This window comes from Prauserella muralis, from assembly GCF_003202285.1.
GTDB classification, from domain to species: Bacteria; Actinomycetota; Actinomycetes; order Mycobacteriales; family Pseudonocardiaceae; genus Prauserella_B; species Prauserella_B muralis.
In genome coordinates, this window is record NZ_MASW01000007.1 from 255,396 (window position 1) to 276,711 (window position 21,316).

General features: G+C 72.6%; 24 protein-coding genes. 18 read left to right on the forward strand and 6 right to left on the reverse strand.

Features of this window, described 5'->3' with window-relative positions:
• The first annotated feature begins 16 nt into the window (after window positions 1–16).
• Entirely contained in the window at window positions 17–3,184 is a 3,168-nt protein-coding gene (locus BAY60_RS30730) for an ATP-binding protein (RefSeq protein ID WP_112284911.1), read from the forward strand.
• A gap of 43 nt (window positions 3,185–3,227) precedes the next feature.
• On the opposite strand, the gene BAY60_RS30735 is transcribed toward BAY60_RS30730, so the two are convergent.
• Genes BAY60_RS30735 through BAY60_RS30745 form a run of 3 tightly spaced genes read right to left on the reverse strand, consistent with a single transcriptional unit; the run spans window position 3,228 to window position 5,711 of the window.
• On the reverse strand, window positions 3,228–4,085 hold the full coding sequence (locus BAY60_RS30735) for an ABC transporter permease (RefSeq protein ID WP_112284912.1): 858 nt from the start codon (window positions 4,083–4,085) through the stop codon (window positions 3,228–3,230).
• Window positions 4,082–5,077, reverse strand: coding sequence for an ATP-binding cassette domain-containing protein (locus BAY60_RS30740; RefSeq protein ID WP_112284913.1), 996 nt, complete (start codon window positions 5,075–5,077; stop codon window positions 4,082–4,084). Before BAY60_RS30740 ends, BAY60_RS30735 begins: the two co-directional genes overlap by 4 nt.
• 19 nt (window positions 5,078–5,096) lie before the next feature.
• Window positions 5,097–5,711 (reverse strand): NADPH-dependent FMN reductase, encoded by a 615-nt coding sequence (locus BAY60_RS30745; protein ID WP_245992888.1) that lies wholly within the window; start codon window positions 5,709–5,711, stop codon window positions 5,097–5,099.
• Between the two features lie 203 nt (window positions 5,712–5,914).
• Here BAY60_RS30745 and BAY60_RS30750 point away from each other — a divergent pair, with 203 nt between their 5' ends.
• The 5 genes from BAY60_RS30750 to BAY60_RS30770 are packed head-to-tail and all read left to right on the forward strand — an operon-like array spanning window position 5,915 to window position 8,317.
• A complete protein-coding gene (locus BAY60_RS30750) occupies window positions 5,915–6,265 on the forward strand; it encodes a histone-like nucleoid-structuring protein Lsr2 (RefSeq protein ID WP_112284914.1) in 351 nt (116 codons plus the stop codon).
• Between the two features lie 30 nt (window positions 6,266–6,295).
• Window positions 6,296–6,943 carry a sensor histidine kinase gene (locus BAY60_RS30755; RefSeq protein WP_245992889.1) on the forward strand — a complete coding sequence of 216 codons (648 nt, stop codon included), beginning with the start codon at window positions 6,296–6,298 and terminating at the stop codon, window positions 6,941–6,943.
• Window positions 6,944–6,948: 5 nt separating this feature from the next.
• On the forward strand, window positions 6,949–7,296 hold the full coding sequence (locus tag BAY60_RS30760; RefSeq protein ID WP_112284916.1) for a histidine triad nucleotide-binding protein: 348 nt from the start codon (window positions 6,949–6,951) through the stop codon (window positions 7,294–7,296).
• Between the two features lie 47 nt (window positions 7,297–7,343).
• On the forward strand, window positions 7,344–7,697 hold the full coding sequence (locus BAY60_RS30765; protein ID WP_211330528.1) for an ArsR/SmtB family transcription factor: 354 nt from the start codon (window positions 7,344–7,346) through the stop codon (window positions 7,695–7,697).
• Window positions 7,694–8,317, forward strand: coding sequence for an SRPBCC family protein (locus tag BAY60_RS30770; RefSeq protein ID WP_112284918.1), 624 nt, complete (start codon window positions 7,694–7,696; stop codon window positions 8,315–8,317). Before BAY60_RS30765 ends, BAY60_RS30770 begins: the two co-directional genes overlap by 4 nt.
• Before the next feature lie 24 nt (window positions 8,318–8,341).
• On the opposite strand, the gene BAY60_RS30775 is transcribed toward BAY60_RS30770, so the two are convergent.
• Complete coding sequence (locus BAY60_RS30775; RefSeq protein WP_112284919.1) at window positions 8,342–9,559, reverse strand: erythromycin esterase family protein; 1,218 nt, start codon at window positions 9,557–9,559, stop codon at window positions 8,342–8,344.
• A 116-nt stretch (window positions 9,560–9,675) separates the two neighbouring features.
• Here BAY60_RS30775 and BAY60_RS30780 point away from each other — a divergent pair, with 116 nt between their 5' ends.
• Window positions 9,676–10,371, forward strand: a complete 696-nt coding sequence (locus BAY60_RS30780) for a MerR family transcriptional regulator (RefSeq protein ID WP_112284920.1) — start codon at window positions 9,676–9,678, stop codon at window positions 10,369–10,371.
• Here BAY60_RS30780 and BAY60_RS30785 read toward each other — a convergent pair.
• Window positions 10,344–11,354 carry an NAD(P)/FAD-dependent oxidoreductase gene (locus BAY60_RS30785; protein WP_112284921.1) on the reverse strand — a complete coding sequence of 337 codons (1,011 nt, stop codon included), beginning with the start codon at window positions 11,352–11,354 and terminating at the stop codon, window positions 10,344–10,346. The genes BAY60_RS30780 and BAY60_RS30785 overlap by 28 nt on opposite strands.
• 82 nt (window positions 11,355–11,436) lie before the next feature.
• On the opposite strand from BAY60_RS30785, the gene BAY60_RS30790 reads away from it, so the two are divergent.
• The 4 genes from BAY60_RS30790 (at window position 11,437) to BAY60_RS30805 (ending at window position 13,982) form a co-directional block, all read left to right on the forward strand.
• On the forward strand, window positions 11,437–12,009 hold the full coding sequence (locus tag BAY60_RS30790; protein WP_170160626.1) for a helix-turn-helix domain-containing protein: 573 nt from the start codon (window positions 11,437–11,439) through the stop codon (window positions 12,007–12,009).
• A gap of 109 nt (window positions 12,010–12,118) precedes the next feature.
• Window positions 12,119–12,664, forward strand: a complete 546-nt coding sequence (locus BAY60_RS30795; RefSeq protein WP_211330529.1) for a methyltransferase domain-containing protein — start codon at window positions 12,119–12,121, stop codon at window positions 12,662–12,664.
• Between the two features lie 72 nt (window positions 12,665–12,736).
• Complete coding sequence (locus BAY60_RS30800; protein WP_112284922.1) at window positions 12,737–13,564, forward strand: DUF1684 domain-containing protein; 828 nt, start codon at window positions 12,737–12,739, stop codon at window positions 13,562–13,564.
• A gap of 49 nt (window positions 13,565–13,613) precedes the next feature.
• Entirely contained in the window at window positions 13,614–13,982 is a 369-nt protein-coding gene (locus BAY60_RS30805; RefSeq protein WP_112284923.1) for a nuclear transport factor 2 family protein, read from the forward strand.
• Window positions 13,983–14,065: 83 nt separating this feature from the next.
• Here the strand turns inward: BAY60_RS30805 and BAY60_RS30810 are convergent, their stop codons facing one another.
• The gene (locus BAY60_RS30810; RefSeq protein WP_112284924.1) at window positions 14,066–15,280 is read right to left on the reverse strand and encodes an ROK family protein; all 1,215 of its coding nucleotides are present in this window, start codon (window positions 15,278–15,280) and stop codon (window positions 14,066–14,068) included.
• A 124-nt stretch (window positions 15,281–15,404) separates the two neighbouring features.
• Between BAY60_RS30810 and BAY60_RS30815 the strand changes: the two genes are divergently transcribed.
• The 7 genes from BAY60_RS30815 (at window position 15,405) to BAY60_RS30845 (ending at window position 21,307) form a co-directional block, all read left to right on the forward strand.
• Window positions 15,405–16,505: an ABC transporter ATP-binding protein gene (locus BAY60_RS30815; RefSeq protein WP_112284925.1), complete on the forward strand. Its 1,101-nt coding sequence runs from the start codon at window positions 15,405–15,407 to the stop codon at window positions 16,503–16,505.
• A 244-nt stretch (window positions 16,506–16,749) separates the two neighbouring features.
• Window positions 16,750–17,112, forward strand: coding sequence for a PadR family transcriptional regulator (locus BAY60_RS30820; protein ID WP_245992891.1), 363 nt, complete (start codon window positions 16,750–16,752; stop codon window positions 17,110–17,112).
• Window positions 17,109–17,771 carry a hypothetical protein gene (locus BAY60_RS30825; protein WP_112284926.1) on the forward strand — a complete coding sequence of 221 codons (663 nt, stop codon included), beginning with the start codon at window positions 17,109–17,111 and terminating at the stop codon, window positions 17,769–17,771. Before BAY60_RS30820 ends, BAY60_RS30825 begins: the two co-directional genes overlap by 4 nt.
• 500 nt (window positions 17,772–18,271) lie before the next feature.
• Window positions 18,272–18,472: a hypothetical protein gene (locus tag BAY60_RS30830; protein ID WP_112284927.1), complete on the forward strand. Its 201-nt coding sequence runs from the start codon at window positions 18,272–18,274 to the stop codon at window positions 18,470–18,472.
• A 38-nt stretch (window positions 18,473–18,510) separates the two neighbouring features.
• Window positions 18,511–19,446, forward strand: a complete 936-nt coding sequence (locus tag BAY60_RS30835; RefSeq protein ID WP_112285572.1) for an AAA family ATPase — start codon at window positions 18,511–18,513, stop codon at window positions 19,444–19,446.
• Complete coding sequence (locus BAY60_RS30840) at window positions 19,443–20,351, forward strand: DUF58 domain-containing protein (RefSeq protein ID WP_112284928.1); 909 nt, start codon at window positions 19,443–19,445, stop codon at window positions 20,349–20,351. The genes BAY60_RS30835 and BAY60_RS30840 overlap by 4 nt, the downstream gene beginning before the upstream one ends.
• A complete protein-coding gene (locus tag BAY60_RS30845; protein ID WP_112284929.1) occupies window positions 20,348–21,307 on the forward strand; it encodes a VWA domain-containing protein in 960 nt (319 codons plus the stop codon). The genes BAY60_RS30840 and BAY60_RS30845 overlap by 4 nt, the downstream gene beginning before the upstream one ends.
• Window positions 21,308–21,316 lie beyond the last annotated feature (9 nt).

The window sequence follows — 21,316 nt, forward strand, 5'->3', positions numbered from 1 at the left end:
TAATGTCGGGGACGTCATGACCACCGGAACGCCTGCCGCCGCCCTCATCGGCCGGGACCATCCCGCGTCGACGCTGCGTGCCGAGGTCGCCAGGGCCGCCGACAGCCACGGCGGCCTCGTCCTGGTGACCGGGGAGGCCGGGATCGGCAAGACCACCCTGGTCGCCGGCGCCGCCGACGAGGCACGGCGCCACGGTGCCCTGGTACTGGCGGGCGCCTGCTGGGACTCCGGGAGCGCACCCGGCTACTGGCCGTGGGTCCAGGTGCTGCGCGCGCTGCGCCGGACGGCCACGCCCGAGGAGTGGTCGGCCGCCGAGCAGGCAGGCGGCGACGGCCTCGCCGTGCTGCTCGGCGAGGCGCCCCGGCAGGACACCAGCGACTCGTTCGCCCTCCACGACGCCGTGACCAGCGCGCTCGTGTCCGTCTCCCAGAGCAGGCCCGTCGTGGTGGTGCTGGACGACCTGCACTGGGCCGACACCGCGTCGCTGCGCCTGCTGGAGTTCGCCGCGCGCCACACCTGGTTCGAGCGGCTCCTGCTGATCGGCGCCTACCGGGACGTGGAGGTCGAGGACACCGGCCACGCACTCGGCCCGCTGATCCTGTCGCTGGTCGCGAAGGCGACCACGGTGACGCTGACCGGGCTCGACCGCGACGACATCGCCGCCCTCATGGCCCGCACCGTCGGCCACGAACCCGACCCGGAGCTGGTCGCCGAGGTGCACCGGCGCACGGGCGGCAACCCGTTCTTCGTCGAGCAGACCGCCCGGCTGTGGCACAGCGGCGGCTCGGTCACCGCCATCGCACCCGGCGTGCGCGACGCCGTGCGGCACCGGCTCTCGCTGCTGCCCGCGCCGGTCGCCCAGCTGCTCACCGCGGCGTCCGTGCTCGGCAGCGAGTTCCATCGGCAGGTCCTCGCCGCCGCCGTCGCCGCCCCGGTGGCCCAGGTGGACCGGCTGCTCGACCGCGCGATCGCCGCCCGGCTGGTGACGGCCAAGGGTGGCGGCGTGTTCGCCTTCGCCCACGACCTGGTGCGGGAGTCGCTGCACGAATCACTCGACGACACCCAGTTGCGCGCCCGCCACGCGGCCATCGTCACGGCCATGCGACGCTCCCCCGCCCTCGCCGAACGCCTCTTCCCCGGCGACCTCGCCCGGCACGCCTTCCTCGCCGGCGACGAGGTCGAGCTCGGCCACCGCATCGACCTGCTGCTGGCCGCCGGGCGCAGCGCCGCGTCCCGCATGGCGTTCGACGAGGCCGTCGGCCATTTCCGCCGGGGCCTCGAGCTGGCCGGGCCCGCCGAAGCCCACCGCAGGATCACACTCGTCGGGGAGCTGTGCTCGGAACTCGCCCACGCCGGCGACACCGAGGAGGCCTGGCGGCTGCTGGACGAGGCGGCGGCGTTCTGCCGGGAGCACGCCGATCCGGCGCTGCTCGCCCGGGTCGCGCTCACCGGCTACCGGCTGGGGCACCACACCGGTCACCCGGCCCGGGAGCCGCTGCTGAGAGAGGCACACGCACGCCTGGTGCGCGACGAGCCCGCCGAGCGGGACACCCCGATCGAACAGCTGGCCACCGAGCTGGCCATCCAGCTGGAGCAGCTCGCGCGGCGGGGCGGCGACGACGAGGCGCTCGGCTTCATCCTCTGGACGATCCACGACACGATCTGGGGGCCGGGCACCGCCGAGCGGCGGCTCGCGCTCACCGACGAGCTCGCCGCCGTCGGCCGCCGCACCGGAGACCTGGAGATGGAGCAGTACGCGGCCTCGCTGCGCTGGGTCGCACTGCTCGAACGCGGCGACCCCGGCTATCTCGCCCAGCTCGACACCTTCGTGACGCTGGCCGACCAGGGTGTCGACACACGGATGAAGCTCGGCGCGACGGTCGACGAGTGCATCATCGCCGGATTCACCGGCCGCTTCGCCGAGGCGGACGCGCTGTTCGCCAAGGTGCTGGCGACGCTGGAGGACAGCGAGCACGTCCACTTCGCGTCGATGCTGTACCACATGCGCTGGCAGCACCTGTACGCACAGGGCCGCCTCGACGAGGTGGAGCAGCTCTACCCCTCGCTGAGCGAGACGGACCATGGACGGCTGCGCGTCGTGCAGGCCATCACCGCGCTGGCCACCGGCGACCCGGCCCCCGCGCTGCGCTACCTCGCCGAGACTCCGGACGCCGCCCAGCGGTTCTCGATCCGGACGCGCCCGCTCTGGCTGCGCTTCCTCGCCCAGACGGCCGCCGTGTCGCGGGATCCGGAACTGTGTGAGCGGGCGCGAGCCGAACTGGCCCCGTACCGCGGCCAGTACCTGGTGTCGATGTTCGGCTTCGACCTCGGCGGTCCGGTGCTGTACTGGCTGGCCAGGCTCGACGCCGCGCAGCAGCGCTGGGACAGCGCGGTGGAGGGCTTCACCGAGGCCGCCCGATCGGCCGACGCGATGCGCGCGCGGCCGTGGGCGGTCGAGGCCCGGTCCGGCCTGGCCGATGCCCTGCTCGCCCGGGGCGGGCCCGGTGACGACGACCGGGCGGCGGGCCTGCTGAGGGAGGTGCAGCGGGAGGCGGACACGCTCGGGCTGCGGCATCTGGCCTCCCCGGCCCCGGCGTCCCCGGCGTCCGATGTGGACGCGACGGACCGCGAGCCCGCCGGAGAGTTCCGGTTCACCGGCGGGACGTGGCGGTTGAGCTTGAACGGCGAGACCGTGCACATGCCCGACGCGAAGGGCCTGCGCGACCTGCACACGCTGCTGAGCCGCCCCGGCGCCGACATCCCCGCGGTGTCGCTGCTCGACCCGGCGGGCGGTGAGCTGGTGGTGGCCGCGCGGCGGCTGGGCGGCGACGACGTGCTCGACGAGGAGGCGAGGTCGCGGTATAAGCGGAGGCTGACCGAGCTGGACGAGCAGATCGACGCCGCGACCGAGCGCGGCGCCGACGACCGCGCCGCGCAACTCGACCGGGAACGGGCCGCCCTGCTGCACGAGCTACGCGCGGCGGCGGGGCTGGGCGGGCGCCCGCGCCGCCTCGGCGACGAGGCGGAGCGGGCCCGCAAGACCGTGACCGCCCGGATCCGCGACACCCTGCGCAAGCTCGACGATCGCCACCCCCAGCTGTCCGCGCATCTGCGGGCGACCGTCTCCACCGGCACACACTGCCGCTACGACCCGGACGGCACGGTCTCCTGGCGACTGTCCTGAGTGGTCTCCCCGGCGAGACGTCCACTCAGGACAGACCAACCGGCTACTTGCGGTTGTAGAGCCGCATGGTGAGCGTGCCGAACACCGCGAGCAGCACCGCCGCCGACACCAGCGTCCACGTGATCTCGCCGCCGTCCCAGCGGCCCTCCATCAGCCCGCGCACCGAGGCCACCAGGTGAGCGATCGGGTTGACGTCGACGAAGCCCTGCAGCCAGCCCGGCATCGTCCTCGGGTCCACGAACACGTTGCTGAGGAACGTCATCGGAAACAGCACCAGCATGCTCACGCCCATCACCGAACGCTCGGAGCGCAGCAGCAGCCCGAACATCGTCCAGATCCAGGAGAACGCGAACGAGAACACGACCAGCAGCAGCACCGCGGCGAGCACGCCACCCAGGCCACCCGCGGGCCGGAACCCGAGGATCAGCCCCAGCACGAGGATCACCGTCGAGGCGATGGTGTAGCGCAGCCCGTCGCCGAGCAGCGCGCCCACCAGCGCCGAGGGCCGCCAGATCGGCAGCGTGCGGAACCGGTCGAACACGCCCTTCTCGATGTCGGTGTTCACACCGATCCCGGTGTACATCGTGATCATGACGACGCTCATCACCAGGATGCCCGGCAGCAGGTACTGCAGGTAGTCGCCGGGCGAACCGGCGAGCGCACCGCCGAAGAGGTACGTGAACATCAGCGTCATGATCACCGGGAACGCGGTGACGTCGAACAGCTGCTCCGGCACGTGCTTGATCTTGAGCATCGCCCGCCAGCCGAACGTCATCGACGCCGAGAGGGCGCTGGGCCGCGGCGGCTGCTCCCCGGCCGCCAGCACCGCGCTGAGGCCCTCGGCCGTCGGCACGTACGCGGCCGTGACGTCCTGTTCCGATGTGGTCGCGGTCGTCGTCATGCCGCCGCCTCCTTCGTGGTCGTGGTGGTGTGGTCGGTGAGGGCGAGGAACACCTCGTCCAGGCTCGGCTGGCCGAGCGAGAAGTTGTCCACGGTGATGCCCGAACGCGCGAGCTCGGCGAGCGCGCGGGAGGCGTGCTCGGCCGCCCCGGATCCGGTCTCGGCGCCGGAGATCCGTGCCGTGAGCCCCACCGGGTCGGGGTCGAGCTGCACGGTGGCGCCGAGGGCGCGGGCCAGCAGCCGCTCGGCCTCGGGCCGCTGCGCGGCGTCGCGCAGCCGCACGTGCACCGAGCCCGCGCCGACCGACGACTTGAGCTGGCCTGGCGTGCCCTCGGCGATCACCTTGCCGTGGTCGATCACGGCGATGCGCGAGGCGAGCTGGTCGGCCTCGTCGAGGTACTGCGTGGTGAGCAGCACCGTCGTGCCCTGGGCGACGATGATCCGCACGATCTCCCACACCTGGTTGCGGCTGCGCGGGTCGAGCCCCGTGGTCGGTTCGTCGAGGAACAGCAGGTCGGGGGTCTTGATGATGCTGGCGGCGATGTCGATGCGCCTGCGCATGCCGCCGGAGTAGTTCTTCACCTGGCGTTCGGCGGCCTCGGTGAGTCCGAACGCCTCCAGCAGCTGGGCCGCGCGTCTCCTCGCCGATGCCTTGCCGTGGCCGAGCAGCCTCGACAGCAGCACCAGGTTCTCGGCGCCGGTCAGGTCCTCGTCGATCGAGGCGTACTGGCCGGTCAGGCTGACCCTGCCGCGCACGGCGTCCGCCTCCCGCAGCACGTCGTGCCCGAACACCCTGGCCTCGCCCGCGTCGGGCCGCAGCAGCGTGGCCAGCATCCGCACGGCGGTGGTCTTGCCGGCGCCGTTGGGGCCGAGCACCCCGTAGACCGTGCCCGCGGGCACGGTCAGATCGACGCCGTCGACCGCCCTGGTCCTGCCGAACGTCTTGACCAGGCCGTGGGTCTCGATCGCCACCCCGGTCGCGTGTTGGTTCATGGTTTCCCCTTTTCTTCTCTCAGCTGATGTAGGGCACCGCCGCGCGGGCCGCCCGCAGCGCGCGGCCCCACCAGACGAGCTGGTCGAGCATCGCCGTCAGCGCCCGCGCGGGCTCCCCGTCGTCCGGTGGCCGTCCCGCGTCGTCCACGCCGCCGTCCAACAGGTTGAAGCTGACCGTGTCGCGCATGGTCACCACGTGCAGCTCCGTGAAGACCGCGCGCAGCTGCTCCACGGCGTAGAGCCCCGAGGAGCGGCAGCCGTACGACACGAAACCGGCCGGCTTGCCGTGCCACTCGTCGTAGGCGCAGTCGATCGCCTGCTTGAGCGAGGCCGGGAAGCTGCGGTTGTACTCCGGTGTGACCACGACGAAGGCCTCGGCCCGGCCGATCTGCTCGGCGAAGGCGTCCATCTCGCGGGTCGCCACCTCCGGCAGCCGCGCCGGGAACACGAAGTCGGCCAGATCCAGCACGGTGAGCTCCACGTCGGCACGGCGGCCCGCCTGCTCGGCGAACCACCGGCCGACGGACTCCCCGACCCGGCCCTCGCGCGTGCTGCCGATGATCGTGGCCACGCGCAGCGCGGCCACGCCGTCGCTGCCGGGCTGCCCGGCCCGATTCTCGCGTGCGGTGCTCACACCCAGCAGGCGCGAGATCCGCGCGAGACGCCGCTAGATCCGATCCAGCGGCCACGCCTTCGAATAGGCGATAACGCCGCCAGAAGTTTTCCGAGCACTTTTTCAAACGGCGCCGTTTTCTTCGAGCACAGGTATCCGCTACACTTCCGGATAACCTGGATACTCACATTTGTGGGAGTCAACCCCAATAACAGGAGGAACTGGTGGCTCAGCAGGTTCTTGTCTCCCTCGTGGATGACCTGGACGGTTCCGAGGCCGACGAGACCATCGAGTTCGGCCTGGACGGCATCAGCTACGAGATCGACCTGTCCACGGAGAATGCCGAAGAACTGCGTGACGCGCTCGCGCAGTATATCGAGCACGCCCGCCGCGCAGGAGGCCGCAAGCGTGCCGCGGGCAAGCGCGCCAACGGTCAGGCTCCGGCCCGTTCGTCGTCGGCCGAACGCCAGCAGAATCAGGCGATTCGCGCCTGGGCCCGCGAGAACGGTTTCGAGATTAACGACAGGGGACGCATTCCCTCCGAGGTGACCGAGGCCTATCGCCAGGCTCACTGAAACGGGGGTTTCATTTACTCGATCGGGGTGGTGACTGAGAAGTCGCTGAGCGTTTCTGGGAGTTCTCCCAGAACTCGCGGCCTCGCGCACCGGCCTGGCCAGCTCGCCACGCTCACCGAGGACCTGTTGCTGCTCGCCCGGCTCGACAACCCGGCGGCCCACGACGGGCCGCCCCTGGAGACCGGCCCGACGGACCTGCGCACGCTGGCGGCGGACGCGGCACACGACCTGCGGGCGCTGGACGCCTCGCGGCCGGTGCGGCTGACCGGCCCCGGCGACGAGCCGCACGCCACCGCCGCACCCATGCTCGGCGATGAGGCGAGGCTGCGGCAGGTGGTGGTGAACCTGGTGGGCAACGTCGCCGCGCACACCCCGCCGGGCACGCCCGCGCGGATCGGCGTCGGCACCGTGGCCGGTGAGGCCGTGTTCGAGATCGCCGACGCGGGCCCCGGCCTCGCGCCGGAGGACGCCGAGCGCGTTTTCGACCGCTTCTACCGGGTCGATGCGTCCCGCAGCAGGAACGGCGGCACCGGCGCCGGGCTGGGACTGGCCATCGTGCGGTCGCTCGTGCTGGCCCACGGCGGCCGCGCCGAGTTGTCGACGGCGCCCGGCGCGGGGACGACGTTCCGGCTCGCCTTCCCGGCTCTCGGCGACGCGGGGCCCGACCGTCTACAGTGACCCCGATGAGTGCCGAGTGCCTGTTCTGCCGCGTCGTGGACCGCTCGGTCCCGGCCACCGTGGTGCACGAGACGGAGACCGTGCTCGCCTTCCGGGACATCAACCCCCAGGCGCCGACCCACGTGCTCGTGATCCCCAAGGAGCACTACCCCGACGCCGCCGCCATGGCCGCCGCCGACCCCGCGCTGGCCGGTACCGTGCTGGCGGCCGCCGGTGACGTGGCCAAGGCCGACGGCGTGGACGGCTCCGGGTACCGGCTGGTATTCAACACCGGCGCCGACGCGGCGCAGACCGTGTTCCACGTGCACTGCCACGTGCTGGCGGGCCGGGCGATGACATGGCCGCCCGGTTAAATACTCAGTCTTGACTTATATAAGTGACGCCTATAACAATGGCGGGTGTGCACGCGTTCGACGTCCTCGGTGACCCGGTGCGGCGCCGGATCCTGGAACTGCTGGCCGACGGCGAGCAGTCCTCCGGCGCCGTGACCGCGATCATCCAGGACGAGTTCGGTATTTCCCAGCCCGCGGTCTCCCAGCATCTGAGGGTGTTGCGGGACAACGGGTTCGCCACCGTCCGCGCCGAGGGCACCAGGCGGCTCTACGCGGTGGACACCACGGCCCTGCAGGAGGTCGACCTGTGGCTGGACCGCTTCCGCGGGCTGTGGAACCAGCATCTGGACGCCTTGGCCACCGAACTCGCGCGGGGCAAACGCGAGCGGCGGCTGACGAAGGAAAGCGAGGGCACGTCATGATCGACATAGCCACCCAGCTGAAGGCCGTGGCCCGTGAGGTCAAGCAAAGACCGGACGACACCGGGGGCGAACTGGTCAGCGTGCTGCTGCGGCGGCGCTACGACGCGCGTGTCGACGACGTGTGGGAGGCCATCACCGACCCCGGCAGGCTCAGGCGGTGGTTCGCTCCCGTGAGCGGCGAGCTGAAGGTGGGCGGGCAGTTCGAGGTCGAGAACAACGCCAGCGGCGAGATTCTCGCGTGCGAGCGGCCGAGCCTGCTCCGGCTGACCTACGGCGGCGAGGTGAGCGTCGTCGAGGTGCGGCTGGCCGCCGACGAGAACGACGACACGGTGCTCGAACTGGAGCACACGGTGCCGCTCGAGATCGCGGGCAGCGTCGCGGGCGCGTTGTACGTGGGTCCCGGCTGGGACATCCCGTTCCTGGGACTGGAGAACTTCCTGCGTGGCGACGCCCCCGACGACCTGACGGCGTGGGAGAACTCCGAGGACGTCCAGAAGTTCTCCCAGCACGCCGTCAGCGCGTGGGCGACCGCGGCCGAGAACGCTGGCGGCGCTCCCGACGCGATCGAGGCGGGACGCCAGGCCGCGCTCGCCCAGTTCGCTCCCGACCTGGTCACCTGATTCGCGTGGCCGCGGCGAACGCCGTCACCAGTACCGGGTCTGGGTGCCGTCGGTGTCGGCGACGAAGACGACCGCGTCGACACCGGCGAGATCCGCCGGTGTCAGCGGGAGGTGGCCGGCCACGATCGGCTGCCCCGCGCCGATCGACGGGTCGAGCGCGGCGCGCAGGGCCGGCGCCGGGAAGAGCGCACGCCGGCTGGTCGCCTCGGCCAGCAACCCCTGGAGTGTGTCCGGGTCGCTGTCCGGGTTGGCGTCGGTCGCCACGGCCACGTAGCGCTCGCCGAGGGTGAGCGCGGCGAGCGCGCCGGCGCTGTCCCAGCTCGGCTGTTGCTCATCGGCCGCGGTGGTGGACGGCGCCCGCCGCAGCAGCACGTTGTGCGCGAACACCAGGCTCGGCCCGCGTCGCCGCTCCTGACCGACGATCGCCAGCAGGTTCTCCGCCATCATCTCGGCGCGCAGGCTGAGCATGGCCGCGATGCGGTCGGGTCCGGGGCCGGCCATGGCCGCGTGGTAGCGCAGCAGGCCCGGCGCCGTGCGGGCGTGCGCGGCGGCGTGGGCGTAGCCGTCCGGGTCGGCCGCTCGCAGGGCGGGGGCAGCACGGCGCAGGCCGCTGGCGAGATCGTCGGCGACGACGCGCAGGGCGCGGGCCCGGTCGGAGTCACCGACCGATGCCGCCGGGTCGAACATGGCAGCCTCGTTCGTCCAGTCCGCGTCCTCGCCGAGCAGCGCGTCGAGGTCGCGGGCCGAACCGGGCCGCAGCGCCGCGGGCAGGTGGTCGATGACCGCGAACAGCGAGCGCCGCGGGCTCGGCGCCGCGGAGAACTCCACCGGCGCGTCGAAGCCGTAGAAGCGGACCCGGTCCCGCGGCGCACGGCCGGCGTTGTGCGCGCGAAGCCATTCGACGAGCTCGCGGTTGCCCGGCACGGCGCCGAACCCGTGGCTGAACCCGGTCGCGAGCACGGTCTCGACATCCGCCGCCGCACCGGCCACGTAGTCGTCGACAATGGACGCGGCGAACACATCGGTTTCCAGCACGATGGACCGGTAGCCGCGCTCGACGAGATGACCGAGCAGTTCGTTGCGCAGCAACGGAAACGCCGCGATCCCGTGGGCCGGTTCGCCGAGCGCGAGCACGGCGGGCGGCTCGGCCCGCGCGGCGAGCAGCTCGTCGAGGGCGCGGCCCACGGCGGCAGGGTCGTCGAGCGGGCGGCCGATGGGACGCAGTGATGCGGCGGTGGGCATGGGCATCCTCCAGAACGAAAGCGGAATGCCATCGACAGTATCGTTGAAGAATCGGGTGAAACTTCGCTAGCGTCTACCTGCAGAGAAACGACACAAGCTTCAACCGGAGGCACGCGCTGCGACCCATCGACCTGGCCCGGGAACACGCGTTGTCCGCACAGGCGGTGCGCAACTACGAGGACGCGGACGTCCTCCCGGCGGCCGAACGCAGCGCGAGCGGCTACCGCCGCTACACGCCCCTGCACGCGCAGGCCCTGCGCGCCTTCCTCGCGCTGCGCCGCGGCCACGGACACCAGCAGGCGATGGAGATCATGCGCGCGGTCAACCGGGGCGACAGCGACTCCGCCTACCGGCTCATCGACGCCGCACACGTCGCGCTGCTCGCCGAACGCGACACCCGCACGGAGGTCGCGGCCTCCCTGGGCGCCCTGTCCACCACGGCACCCAGGCCGGTCGGCGGGCGGCCATTGACCGTGGGCGAGCTGGCGCGGCGTCTCGGTGTGCATCCGGCGACGCTGCGCACCTGGGAGACCGCGGGGATCCTGCGCCCCGAACGCAACCGGGCGACGGGGTACCGCGAGTACGGACCGGAAGGTGTGCGCGACGCCGAGATCGCGCGGCAGCTGCGCCGGGGCGGGTACCTGCTGCACCAGGTCGCGCGGTTTCTCGAGTCGCTGCGCGAGGCGGGCGGCGCCGACGCGCTGAGCGCGTTCCTCGACTCCTGGCAGGACCGGCTGGCCGCCCGCAGCCGCGACCTGCTCGCCGGCGCCGCCCAGCTGGACGCCTACCTCACGCTGCTCGACCGGACGTAGCGGCCGGACGCGGCAGCGAGGGCCGCGGCGGTGTCCGCGGTGGCGAGGTCGGCGTTCATGTGGGCGCCCGCGAGTGCTCCGGCCGCGGCGGAGGCGCCGACCTGCGCGGTCAGGTCGGTGGCGTTTCCCGCCACCCATACCCCCGGCACGCCGGTCGTGCCAGCCATGCCGCTGACGAAGCGGCGGCCCATGCCGCCCGGCAGGTCCTCCATCGGCAGCCGCAGGCCGTCGAGCCCGTCCGCGCGTGCCCTCGTCGTGGTGACGACGGCGAGGACACGGCGCGGCACGACCTGCCCGTCGGTCAGCAGCACGCCGGTGATCCCCGTCCGGCCGGACCGGACCTCGGCGACCGGGGTGTCGATGACGCGAATGCCGCGGGCGGTGAACCCGGCGCGGGTGGCCTGGTCCAGATCGGTGCCGCGGGTGAAGTAGACCAGGTCCTCGGTCAGCTGGCGGAACAGCAGTGCGTGGTGGACCGAGGCCGGACCCACGGCCAGCACACCGATCGGTTCGTCCCGGACCTCCCACCCGTGGCAGTACGGGCAGTGGACCACGCCGCGGCCCCAGTGCGGGGTCAGGCCGGGGACGTCGGGCAGGACGTCACGCAGTCCGGTGGCGACCAGCACCCGGCGCGCCGTCACCACATCGCCGTCGGCCCGGGTGATGGTGAAGCGCGGGTCGCCGTCGGAGGACGGCGCGGCAGGCATGGCGGAGACCACGTCGCCGGTCACGACCTGGCCGCCGTAGCGGCGCACCTCCTCCCTGCCTCGGCGCAGCAGCTCCGCGGGCGGCGTGCCGTCCATGCCGAGCAGGCCGTGCACTCCCGCGGCTGGGGCGTTGCGGGGACTGCCGCTGTCGATCACGACGACCGAGCGGCGTGAGCGGGCCAGCATGAGTGCGCCGTTCAGTCCTGCTGCGCCACCGCCGATCACCACGGCGTCGACGGTGTCCTCCGGTCGTGGGTCCGTGCTGGTCCCCGGCATGACGGGTTACTCCTTCTTCGCGTGCAGGGCGCTACGCCACGATGGTAGGCAAGGTTTGCGGCATTGACATATGATCGTGCCTATGACGCAAGACGATGGCGGGCTGGACGGCCTGGTACGCAAACGCATCCGTGCACTCCGGGTCGCGCAGGGCTGGTCGCTGGAGGAGCTGGCCACCCGCGCAAGGCTGAGCCCGTCGTCACTCAGCCGCATCGAGAACGGCCAGCGCCGCCTTGCCCTCGACCAGCTCGTCACCTTGGCCCGGGCCCTGGACACCTCTCTCGATCAGCTGGTCGAGACCGACACCGACGATGTGGTCATCAGTCCGATGATCGATGGCACCCACGGTGTGCTGCGGTGGCCGATCAAGGCGGAGCCCGGAATGACCGTGATGCGCCAGCGCATGACGAGCCCGCCACCGGACAATCCCGCCAGCATGCGCGCACATCCCGGCCGGGAGTGGCTCGTCGTCCTCTCGGGTACCGCCGTCCTGATGCTGGGGCACCGCCGCTTCCGCGTGGAGACCAACCAGGCCGCCGAGTTCCCGACCATGCTCCCGCACGCGATCGGCACCGCCGGCGGCCCGTGCGAAATCCTGGGCATCTTCGACCGCGAGGCCCGCCGCGGGCACCACACCGACCCGGACCGGCCCTGACGGCCGGGCGTCCGGCTCGCTTGCGCGGCCGGCAGCCCGAGCAGCCCCCGCCTTGCCTATTGCGCAAGACTTCGTGCATGTAGCGCATGGGGCACCTACGGTCGTTGGCGTGACACCCACTGCCCAGGACCACGGCCTTCCCGGCCACCACCACCCACAGGGGCACGGGAGCGGAACCGACGCGGACTGCCAGGCCGAGATCCTCGAGCTCGACGCGGAGGTCCTCGCCGTCGCCGCCGTCGACTCCTCGACGCGCCTGCTGCGTCGCCTGCGGGAGAGGGCCCACGGACGCGCCGTGGCCGACCGCGTGCGCACCGTCCAGGCCGACCTCGATGCGACCTGGCCGGAACTCGGCGAGCCGGACCAAGTGTGGCCGTCGGCATCCCTGCGCCACATGACCGATCCCGACCGCGTCCTGCGCCAGGTGCGCGCCGTGCTCGTCCCTGGCGGGCTGTTCACAATTCCGCCCCGGTCCGGAGCGGCGCTGCCACTCCGCGAGCGAGCGTCGCCACGCCGAGCACCTGCCGCACCGGGGGGCGAGGATCGCACGGCGCTGGATCAGCTGCTCGACACGAACGGCCCGCACAGCATCCTGCGGCGCGACGACCTCGCGGTGCGCACCGAACGCACCGTGTGGGCCGCACGCCGCAGCTGAGCTCCATCCCGCAACCACATCCGCAACGGCTGCACGCCCGTGCGCACCGCGACAGCGAAAGCAGGACATCTCATGGACACCGATGCCGTTTCCTCCCGCCCGCAGACGGCGAACACCGTGCCCGCCGAGTACGAGGCGTGGCGCGAGGCCAGATGGGAGGAGATCGCAGGCCCGCACGGCAAGGCCAAGGTCGTCGCCAACGGCAGGGTGGCCGGCCGGGATCCCGTCGCCATCCCCGGTGTTCCCGGACAGTGGCAGGTCACCGAGGCGGGTACCTTGACCGTGTCGGCCACGGCCGCCGACGGCGTGACGGTCAACGGCGAAACGGTGGACGGAACAGCCGAGGTGCCCTCCGGCAGCACTCTCGGACTCCCCGGGGGACGCGTGGGCTTCGCGGGCGGCGCGGGCGGGTTCTACGGCGTGGTCGTCATGGACCACGAGGCCCTCGCCCGGTCGGGCCTCACCGGCATCGACACCTTCCCCTACGACCCGGACTGGGTCTTCGAGGGCGAGTATCGAGCGGCTCCAGAGGGTCGCCGGATCGAAGTGGGCCGCCTGACGACGCCCCGCAGCACGGAAGCCATCCTGGCGCCCGTCGATCTCGCCGTCACCATCGACGGCACCGACTACGTGTTGTCGGTCCTCGAAGACATGCCGGGTCAGCGGCTCGTGGTCTTCACCGACGAAACCAACGGAACCGAGACACCCGGCATCGGCCGTTGGCTGGTGCTGCCCCTCCTGGAGCCCGGCAACACCCTGACGGTCGACTTCAACCAGGCAACGCTGTCGCACCACCACCTGGCCCCGGCCGTCTTCACCTGTCCGCTCTCGCCGCCCGGCAACCACCTGCCCATGCGAGTCGAGGCGGGAGAACGCGCTCTCGTCTACACCGGCACGTGAGCGCACCCGGTACCCGGCACCACTCACCGCGCACGGAAGGAAGCAACCCATGAGCACCGACCTCAGGAACAAGGCGATCGCCTACCTCCGCCACCTGGAGAACAGGGAATGGGCCGATGCGCAAGCGATGTGCTCCGAGAAGGCCATGGTCTGGCACAACGACGGTAAGGGCGAATCGACGATCCAGGAGAACATCTCCGGCATGAAAGCCCAGGTCGATCCCATCCAGTCGATGCGCTACGACATCACCAGGCAGTTCTCCCAGCCCGGCGAGGTCCTCCAGCAACACGTCGTGAACGTGGTCATGAAGGACGGAGCACGCTTCCGGCTCGATGCCGCCGTGTACTTCCGCTTCGAGGACGGCCTCATCACCCGCATCGAGGAGTACGCCGGCCTGCCCAGCAACGACGCCGGCTGACCCGCGCCACGCCCAGGGCCTCACCGTCGAGCCGTGCCGCACCAGCGTAGGCAGGCCGGTGCGGCACGGCTCCTCGCCTGCCCTCACTCCGCGAGCCAGCGGGCCGGGTCGTCGACGAGACCGCGGGTGACCGTCGCCGCGGCCGCCCTGGCCACGATGTCGGCGGGTAGCCGCGAAAGGCGCACCCGCACGCTCGGCGCGAACCCGGGGCAGCGTTGACCGAGCGCGGCACCGACCCACTCGGCGAAGCGCGGGCCGAGCCCGGCGAGATACCCGCCGAGCACGATCACGTCCGGGTCGAGTGCGGACGCCAGGCCGCCGAGCGCGCCGCCGAGCGCCGTGCCCGCGCGGCGCGTCGCGGTCACCGCGCGCCGCTCGCCCTCGCGCACCAGCGCGGGCAGCGGGCCCTCGCCCGCGGCGAGGCGGGACCGCGCCGGTTCGGTGACCCCCGCCGCGCGCAGGAGCGCGGTCTGGCCGGCCACCGTGTCCAGGCACCCGGCCGCGCCGCACTCGCAGGGCTCACCGCCTGAGGCGCGCACCCGCACGTGCCCGATGTCCCCCGCCGCGCCCCGCGCTCCCTCCAGCACGGTGCCGTCGAGGAGGATGCCCGCGCCGAGGCCCTGCTCGCCGCTCACGCAGACGAGTACCTCGGCGTCCTGCTCGCCGCCGAACCAGGCCTCGGCGAGCGCCGCGAGCCGGGCCGAGGCGCGCACCGTGACCGGGATGCCCGAGCCGCCGAGCACGGCGAGCCGCGTCCCCAGCAGGCGGGCGAGGTCCGTGCCCTGCCAGCCCAGCCCGGCCGAGGTCACCGTGCCCGTGCGCGACACGCGGCCCGGCAGCCCGACGGCGATCCCGGCCACGACGCTGTCCGTGCTGAGCGCGGTGTTGAGCAGCCTGCGCAGCACCGGCTCGGCAGCCCGCACCGCGAGTCCGGGCTCGCCGCGCAGGTCGCCGGCCCTGCGGATGGCGCGATCGCGCACGCGCCCGGTGAGGTCGGTGAGGCATCCGGCGACGTGGTCGGCCTCCACCTGCAGCCCGATCGCGGCCGGGCCGAGCGCGTTGAGCTCCAGCAGCGTGGCCGGCCGCCCCGGGCCCCCCGCCCGGCCGGTACCCAGCTCCCGCAGCAGGCCGCCCTCGACCAGCTCACCGGTCAGCTGCGTCACGGTCGACTTCGTCAGCCCGCTCTGCTGGGCCAGCCACGCCCGCGACACCGGGCCCGCACGGGCGGCCAGCCGGGCGACCAGCGCCAGGTTGTGTTCGTGCTGCTGGACCGGCCTCGCCGGGGCATCACGCCGCACATCGGCTCCTTTTGTTCGTCCAGTAGACTATTTAAGTCTAGCCATGGTGCCCCGGCATCGGATAGACAGATGCGCACGGCGGGCAGGACCCAGTGGCCCGCACCGGTGAAAGGACCCGCGCATCATGGCCGATGTCTCGTTCCGCGAAGCGTCCCGGATCTTCCCGGGCAGTCCCCCGGTCCGGGCCGTCGACAAGCTGAACCTGGACATCGACGACGGCGAGTTCCTGGTGCTGGTGGGCCCGTCGGGCTCGGGAAAGTCGACCGCGCTGCGCATGCTCGCCGGCCTCGAGGACGTCGACGAGGGCGCGATCACCATCGGCGGGCGCGACGTCACCGACGTGTCGCCGAAGAACCGCGACATCGCGATGGTGTTCCAGTCCTACGCCCTGTACCCGCACATGACGGTCGCGGAGAACATGGGTTTCGCGCTGAAGATCAAGCGGATCAGCAAGTCGGAGATCGCGGCGCGCGTACAGGAGGCCGCGCGGCTGCTCGACCTCACCGACTACCTAGACCGCAAGCCCAAGGCACTCTCCGGCGGGCAGCGGCAGCGCGTCGCGATGGGCCGCGCGATCGTGCGCGAGCCCGCGGTGTTCCTCATGGACGAGCCACTGTCCAACCTGGACGCGAAGCTCCGGGTGGAGACGCGCGCCAACATCACCGCGCTGCAGACCCGGCTGGGCACCACCACGGTCTACGTCACACACGACCAGATCGAGGCCATGACGATGGGCCACCGCGTCGCCGTGCTCAAGAACGGCGTGCTGCAACAGTGCGACACACCCAGGGCGCTCTACGACGCGCCGGGCAACGTGTTCGTGGCCGGGTTCATCGGCTCGCCCGCGATGAACCTCACCACCGTGCCGCTGACCTCGGAGGGCGCCAAGCTCGACGGGCTCACGGTGCCGATCGCCCGCGAACTGCTGTCCGGTCCGCAGGCCAGGGACCTCAACGAGGTGACCGTCGGCATCCGGCCCGAGGGCCTGCGCCCGGCGAGCGCGGGCGAGCCCGCGCTGGAGATGAAGGTGGAACTGGTCGAGGTGCTCGGCTCGGACGCCTACGTCTACGGCCGGGTCGACGTCGGCGGCTCCCAGGAGCGCTTCATCGTCCGCACCGAGGCGCACACGACGCCGTCGTTCGGCGAGACGATCCGGGTGACGCTGCGCGAGACCGACTCCGCGCACACGTTCAACCCGGAGACGGGCCTGCGCCTGACCGCCTGACGCCCGCGAGTCCTGCGCCCAGGCCCGCGAGTCCTGCGCTCAGACCCGCGAGTTCTGCGTTCAGGCCCGCGAGTTCTGCGCTCGCGCCGGGGCCTCGACGCGCGCTTCGCGGATCGGCGTGACCGTTCCGCGCAGCGCAGGCCCACCAACGACCCGCCGCTGCCCGCCGCCGGATCCCGGTGGCGGGCAGTGGCGCGTTCCCCGCCTGGTTGCAAATAGGAAGATATCTTCCTATTGTGGTGGCATGCCGCGCCGCAAGCCCGGAACCCTCCTGCCCCTCGAGACCGAGATCCTCGAGGTGGCGCTGTCGATGCTGCGTACGGGCCGGCAGAGCTTCCACGGATTCGGGATCGCGCAGTTCATGCGGGAGCAGCGCGGCTCCTCGTCGCTGACCAGCCACGGAACGCTGTACAAGGCACTGGGCCGGCTGGAGGAGTTCGGCCTGCTCACCTCCCGGTGGGAGGATGTGGCCGCGGCCGAGGGACGCCCGCGCAGGCGACTGTACGAACTCACCAGGCGCGGTGCACAGGCGGCCGAGCACGCACGTGCAGCCGGCACCGCCCCGGCGCCGGCACGGCTCCCTCGCATCGCCCCGGAGCCCACATGACACCGGAGCGCATCGCCGCGCTGGTGGCGCGCTGGGTACGGCTTTACACGCGGGGCGTGCCCACCCCGATCGCCCAGCGGCGGATCGAGGAGATCGACGCCGACCTTCGCGACCATCTCGCCCACGAGCGGACCCACGGCACCGGCGAGCGGCGCATCGCGCTCAGCATCCTGTCCCGCATGATCCGCGGCGTTGCCGCCGACGCCGCCTGGCGCGGCCGGCACGCCGGAGCCGCCGCCGGGCGGCCGACAGCACCGGAGGACGCGATGACGACACACCGCACCACCTACCGCTCCGCCGTCGGCGTCGCCGTCGCGGCGGCGTTCCTGCTCGTCTGGCTGAGCCTGGGCGTCGGCGTCATCGGCAAGGACGGCGACCGCGCCAACCTGATGTACGCCGGGGTGCTCGCCGTCGGGATCATCGGCGCCGTCATCGCACGCCGGCGGCCCCACGGCATGGCCAGGGCGCTGCTCGCCACGGCCGCCGCACAGGCCGTGGTCGCCGTGATCGCGCTCGCCGCCGGTCTGGGCCGCCCGTGGAGCGGACCATCCGAGATCGTGCTGCTGAACGGGTTCTTCGTCGCGCTCTTCGCCGGATCGGCCCTGCTGTTCCGGCACGCGGCCCGCAGCCAGCCGCCGCGGGACACCGCCGCCGGCTAGGCCGGGGCTCCGCAGGCACCTCCGGGACGTGGTCCGCGGGCCGGCACCGAGCCGAGGGGCACCGTGGGCATGTGGTGGGTACCCACGGTGCCCTTCGGCTCGCGCCCGGGGTGGTGCGCTCCGGGCTGGTTCGGCGGCGGGGGCGGCACCGTGGTCGGCGCTTTCCCGAGGACATGGCCCACACCACTGGCTGGACCGCGACGTCCGATTCGGACATACCGGGGCCGCCGCCCATCCGTTCGAGGTGGTTCTCCCGCCGCCCCGGCTGGACCACGGTCACCGCTTCCCCACCGCCCAACCCCGGTGGCGGGGAACTCGGATGTCGCCGGCAACCGCGACGCGCAGTAAGCACAGTGGACATCCAGCCGGCCGGGTCCTCCTGCAAATCCTGAGATTCCTCTCAGCAACGCCCTTTCACCTCGGTTTTGCTTACCGGGCCTTTCGCCTTCGTCTGGTCGGATAACGGCGAAGCGGGACGAAACTGTGGAAGGGGATGGATCATGCGGATCAGGACTCTGGCCGGAATCGCCATCGCAGGCGCCTCGGCGGCGGCGATCGCGGGTGGCGTCGCCTACGCGAGCACCGGAGACGGCGAGCGCGGCGCCGAACCGACCGTGCGCATCGTGCAGGACTCCCAGCCCGGTGAGCAGCGGGACTGCCCCGGGGAGGCGGGCACGCCCACGACGGAGACCGGGCTGTGAGCGACCAGCTGGAACAGACCCTGTTCGAGGTCAAACGCATGATCGTCGGGCAGGACCGGCTCGTGGAGCGGCTCGTCATCGCCCTGCTGGCCGACGGGCACTGCCTGCTGGAGGGGATGCCGGGGGTGGCGAAGACGCTGGCCGCGCAGACCCTCGCGACCGCGGCGGGCGGCAGCTTCTCGCGCATCCAGTTCACCCCGGACCTGGTGCCCTCCGACATCGTGGGCACCAGGATCTACCGGTCCTCCAGCGAGACCTTCGACGTCGAACTAGGGCCGATCATGGCCAACGTCGTGGTGGCCGACGAGATCAACCGGGCTCCCGCGCGCGTGCAGTCGGCGCTGCTGGAGTCGATGGCCGACCGGCAGGTGTCGATCGGCGACCGCAGCTATCCGGTGCCCGAGCCGTTCCTCGTGCTCGCGACGCAGAACCCCATCGAGTCCGAGGGCGTCTACGCGCTGCCCGAGGCGCAGCGGGACCGGTTCCTGATGAAGGTGTTCGTGGACTACCCGACCGAGTCGGACGAGCTGGGCATCCTGTACCGGATGGGCGTGCGGCCGCCGGTCGCCCGCCGGGTGCTGGATCCGCAGCTCATCCTGCGGCTGCAGGAACAGGCCCGCGACGTCTACGTGCATCACGCGCTCGCCGAGTACGTGGTGCGCCTGGTGCTGGCCACGCGCAGGCCGGAGCAGGCCGGGCTGCCCGAGCTGGTGCCACTGGTGGCCTTCGGGGCCAGCCCGCGCGCGACGCTCGGGCTGGTCGCCGCCGCCCGGGCACTGGCGCTGCTGCGCGGCAGGGACTACGTGCTGCCCGGCGACATCCAGGAGCTGGCCGTCGACGTGCTCGCCCACCGGCTCGTGTTGTCGTTCGACGCGCTGGCCGACGGGGTACGGGCCGAGGACGTGGTGCGCCGCGTCGTCACGACGGTTCCCGTGCCGCAGGTGGCGCCCAGCCAGGCGGAGGCGGCGGCATGAGTGTCCTCACCGCCGATCCGCGACTGCGCCGCCTTGAGCTGACCATCACGCGCCGCCTCGACGGGCTGCTGCGCGGACAGTACGCGGGGCTGCTGCCCGGCGCGGGCACCGAGCCCGCGGGCAGCCGCGAGTACCGGCCAGGAGAGGACGAGGTGCGGCGCATCGACTGGGCCGTCACGGCCCGCACCGGCACGCCGCACGTGCGGGACACGATCGCCGAGCGGGAGCTGACCGTGCACGTGCTGGTCGACGGGACGGCCAGCATGGATTTCGGCACGGTGCGCCTGGAGAAGCGGGAGCTGGCCGTCGCCGCCGTCGCGGCGGTTGGTTTCCTCACCGCGGGCGCGGGCAACCGGCTCGGCGCGGAGCTGCTGGGCGCGTCCGGCCCGCGCCGGTTTCCCGCCCGCGCGGGCCGGGCCCACCTGCTCGGCATCCTGCACGCACTGCTCGGCGCGCCCAGGGCCGCCGAGGGTGCCTCCGCCCCCGAGCTGGCCGCCGCGCTGCACGGCCTGCGCCGGGGCCTGCGCAGGCGCGGGCTGGTCGTGGTCGTGTCCGACTTCCTCGACGACGGACCCTGGGACACCGAGCTGCGCAGGCTGGCCCAGCGGCAGCAGGTGATCGCCGTGGAGGTCACCGATCCACGGGAGCTGGAACTGCCCGACGTCGGCCTGCTGACCGTGGTCGATCCGGAGACCGGGCGGCGGCAGGAGGTCCCGACCGGGAGCAGGCGGCTGCGGGAGCGCTTCGCCGAGGCGGCCGCCGAACAACGGCACCGTGTCCGCACCGCCGTGCGCGCGGCGGGCGCGGCCCACGTGGCGCTGCGCACCGACCGGGACTGGGTCGCCGACCTGGCCCGGCACGTGCTGGAGCAGCGCAGGATGAGCACAGGGGGTGTCCGGCGATGACGTTCCTCTCACCGGGGCGGTTGTGGCTGCTGCTGGCGGTGGCCGCCCTGCTCGTGGCGTACCTGGTGTTGCAGCGGCGCCGCAGCCGGTACGCGATGCGGTTCACGAACCTGCCGCTGCTGGAACGGGTCTCGGCGGCCCGTCCCGGCTGGCGCAGGCACGTGCCTGCCGGGCTCTTCCTGGCCATGCTGGGGCTGCTCGTCGTCGGGTTCGCCCGGCCCGCCGACGAGGTGCAGGTGCCCCGCGAGCGGGCGACCGTGCTGGTGGCGGTGGACGTGTCGCTGTCGATGCGGGCCACCGACGTGCAGCCCGACCGGCTCGCCGCCGCCCGCGACGCCGCCGCCGAGTTCGTCGGCACGCTGCCGGAGGAATTCAACGTCGGGCTCGTCGCCTTCGCGGGCAACGCCACCGTGGTGGTGCCCCCGGTCACCGACCGCGACGCGCTGCTGGCCGGGCTCGACCGCCTGTCCATCGGCAACACCGGCACCGCGGGCACGGCCATCGGCGAGGCCATCGCCGCCTCCCTCGAGGCCGTGCGCAGCCTCGACGCCAGGGCCGCCACCGAACCACCGCCCGCCCGGGTCGTGCTGCTCTCCGACGGCGCCAACACCTCCGGCCGCTCACCCGCCGAGATGGCCGCGCAGGCCGCCACCGAGGAGATCCCGGTCGACACGATCTCGGTCGGCACCGAGGCCGGTGAGGTCGACATCGGCGGGCGCACCCAGGGCGTTCCCGTCGACGGCGAGACACTGCGCATGGTCGCCGAGCAGACCGGCGGCGCCTACCACGAGGCCGCCACGGCCTCCGAGCTGCGCGAGGTCTACGGCGACATCGGCAGCTCCGTCGGGTTCCGCAGCGAGCAGCGCGACGTGTCCAGCCGGTTCATCGGCTTCGGGCTGGTGTTCGCGCTCGCCACGGCAGGGACCTCGATGCTCTGGTTCTCCCGGATCCCGTGAAAGCGAGGA

Excerpts from the sequence above, each read along its gene's own strand:
- BAY60_RS30730 (WP_112284911.1), top strand. The coding sequence starts at position 17 with ATGACCACCGGAACGCCTGCCGCCGCCCTCATCGGCCGGGACCATCCC.
- BAY60_RS30735 (WP_112284912.1), bottom strand. The coding sequence starts at position 4,085 with ATGACGACGACCGCGACCACATCGGAACAGGACGTCACGGCCGCGTAC.
- BAY60_RS30740 (WP_112284913.1), bottom strand. The coding sequence starts at position 5,077 with ATGAACCAACACGCGACCGGGGTGGCGATCGAGACCCACGGCCTGGTC.
- BAY60_RS30760 (WP_112284916.1), top strand. The coding sequence starts at position 6,949 with ATGAGTGCCGAGTGCCTGTTCTGCCGCGTCGTGGACCGCTCGGTCCCG.
- BAY60_RS30770 (WP_112284918.1), top strand. The coding sequence starts at position 7,694 with ATGATCGACATAGCCACCCAGCTGAAGGCCGTGGCCCGTGAGGTCAAG.
- BAY60_RS30775 (WP_112284919.1), bottom strand. The coding sequence starts at position 9,559 with ATGCCCACCGCCGCATCACTGCGTCCCATCGGCCGCCCGCTCGACGAC.
- BAY60_RS30785 (WP_112284921.1), bottom strand. The coding sequence starts at position 11,354 with ATGCCGGGGACCAGCACGGACCCACGACCGGAGGACACCGTCGACGCC.
- BAY60_RS30790 (WP_170160626.1), top strand. The coding sequence starts at position 11,437 with ATGACGCAAGACGATGGCGGGCTGGACGGCCTGGTACGCAAACGCATC.
- BAY60_RS30800 (WP_112284922.1), top strand. The coding sequence starts at position 12,737 with ATGGACACCGATGCCGTTTCCTCCCGCCCGCAGACGGCGAACACCGTG.
- BAY60_RS30805 (WP_112284923.1), top strand. The coding sequence starts at position 13,614 with ATGAGCACCGACCTCAGGAACAAGGCGATCGCCTACCTCCGCCACCTG.
- BAY60_RS30815 (WP_112284925.1), top strand. The coding sequence starts at position 15,405 with ATGGCCGATGTCTCGTTCCGCGAAGCGTCCCGGATCTTCCCGGGCAGT.
- BAY60_RS30820 (WP_245992891.1), top strand. The coding sequence starts at position 16,750 with ATGCCGCGCCGCAAGCCCGGAACCCTCCTGCCCCTCGAGACCGAGATC.
- BAY60_RS30825 (WP_112284926.1), top strand. The coding sequence starts at position 17,109 with ATGACACCGGAGCGCATCGCCGCGCTGGTGGCGCGCTGGGTACGGCTT.
- BAY60_RS30830 (WP_112284927.1), top strand. The coding sequence starts at position 18,272 with ATGCGGATCAGGACTCTGGCCGGAATCGCCATCGCAGGCGCCTCGGCG.
- BAY60_RS30835 (WP_112285572.1), top strand. The coding sequence starts at position 18,511 with ATGATCGTCGGGCAGGACCGGCTCGTGGAGCGGCTCGTCATCGCCCTG.
- BAY60_RS30840 (WP_112284928.1), top strand. The coding sequence starts at position 19,443 with ATGAGTGTCCTCACCGCCGATCCGCGACTGCGCCGCCTTGAGCTGACC.
- BAY60_RS30845 (WP_112284929.1), top strand. The coding sequence starts at position 20,348 with ATGACGTTCCTCTCACCGGGGCGGTTGTGGCTGCTGCTGGCGGTGGCC.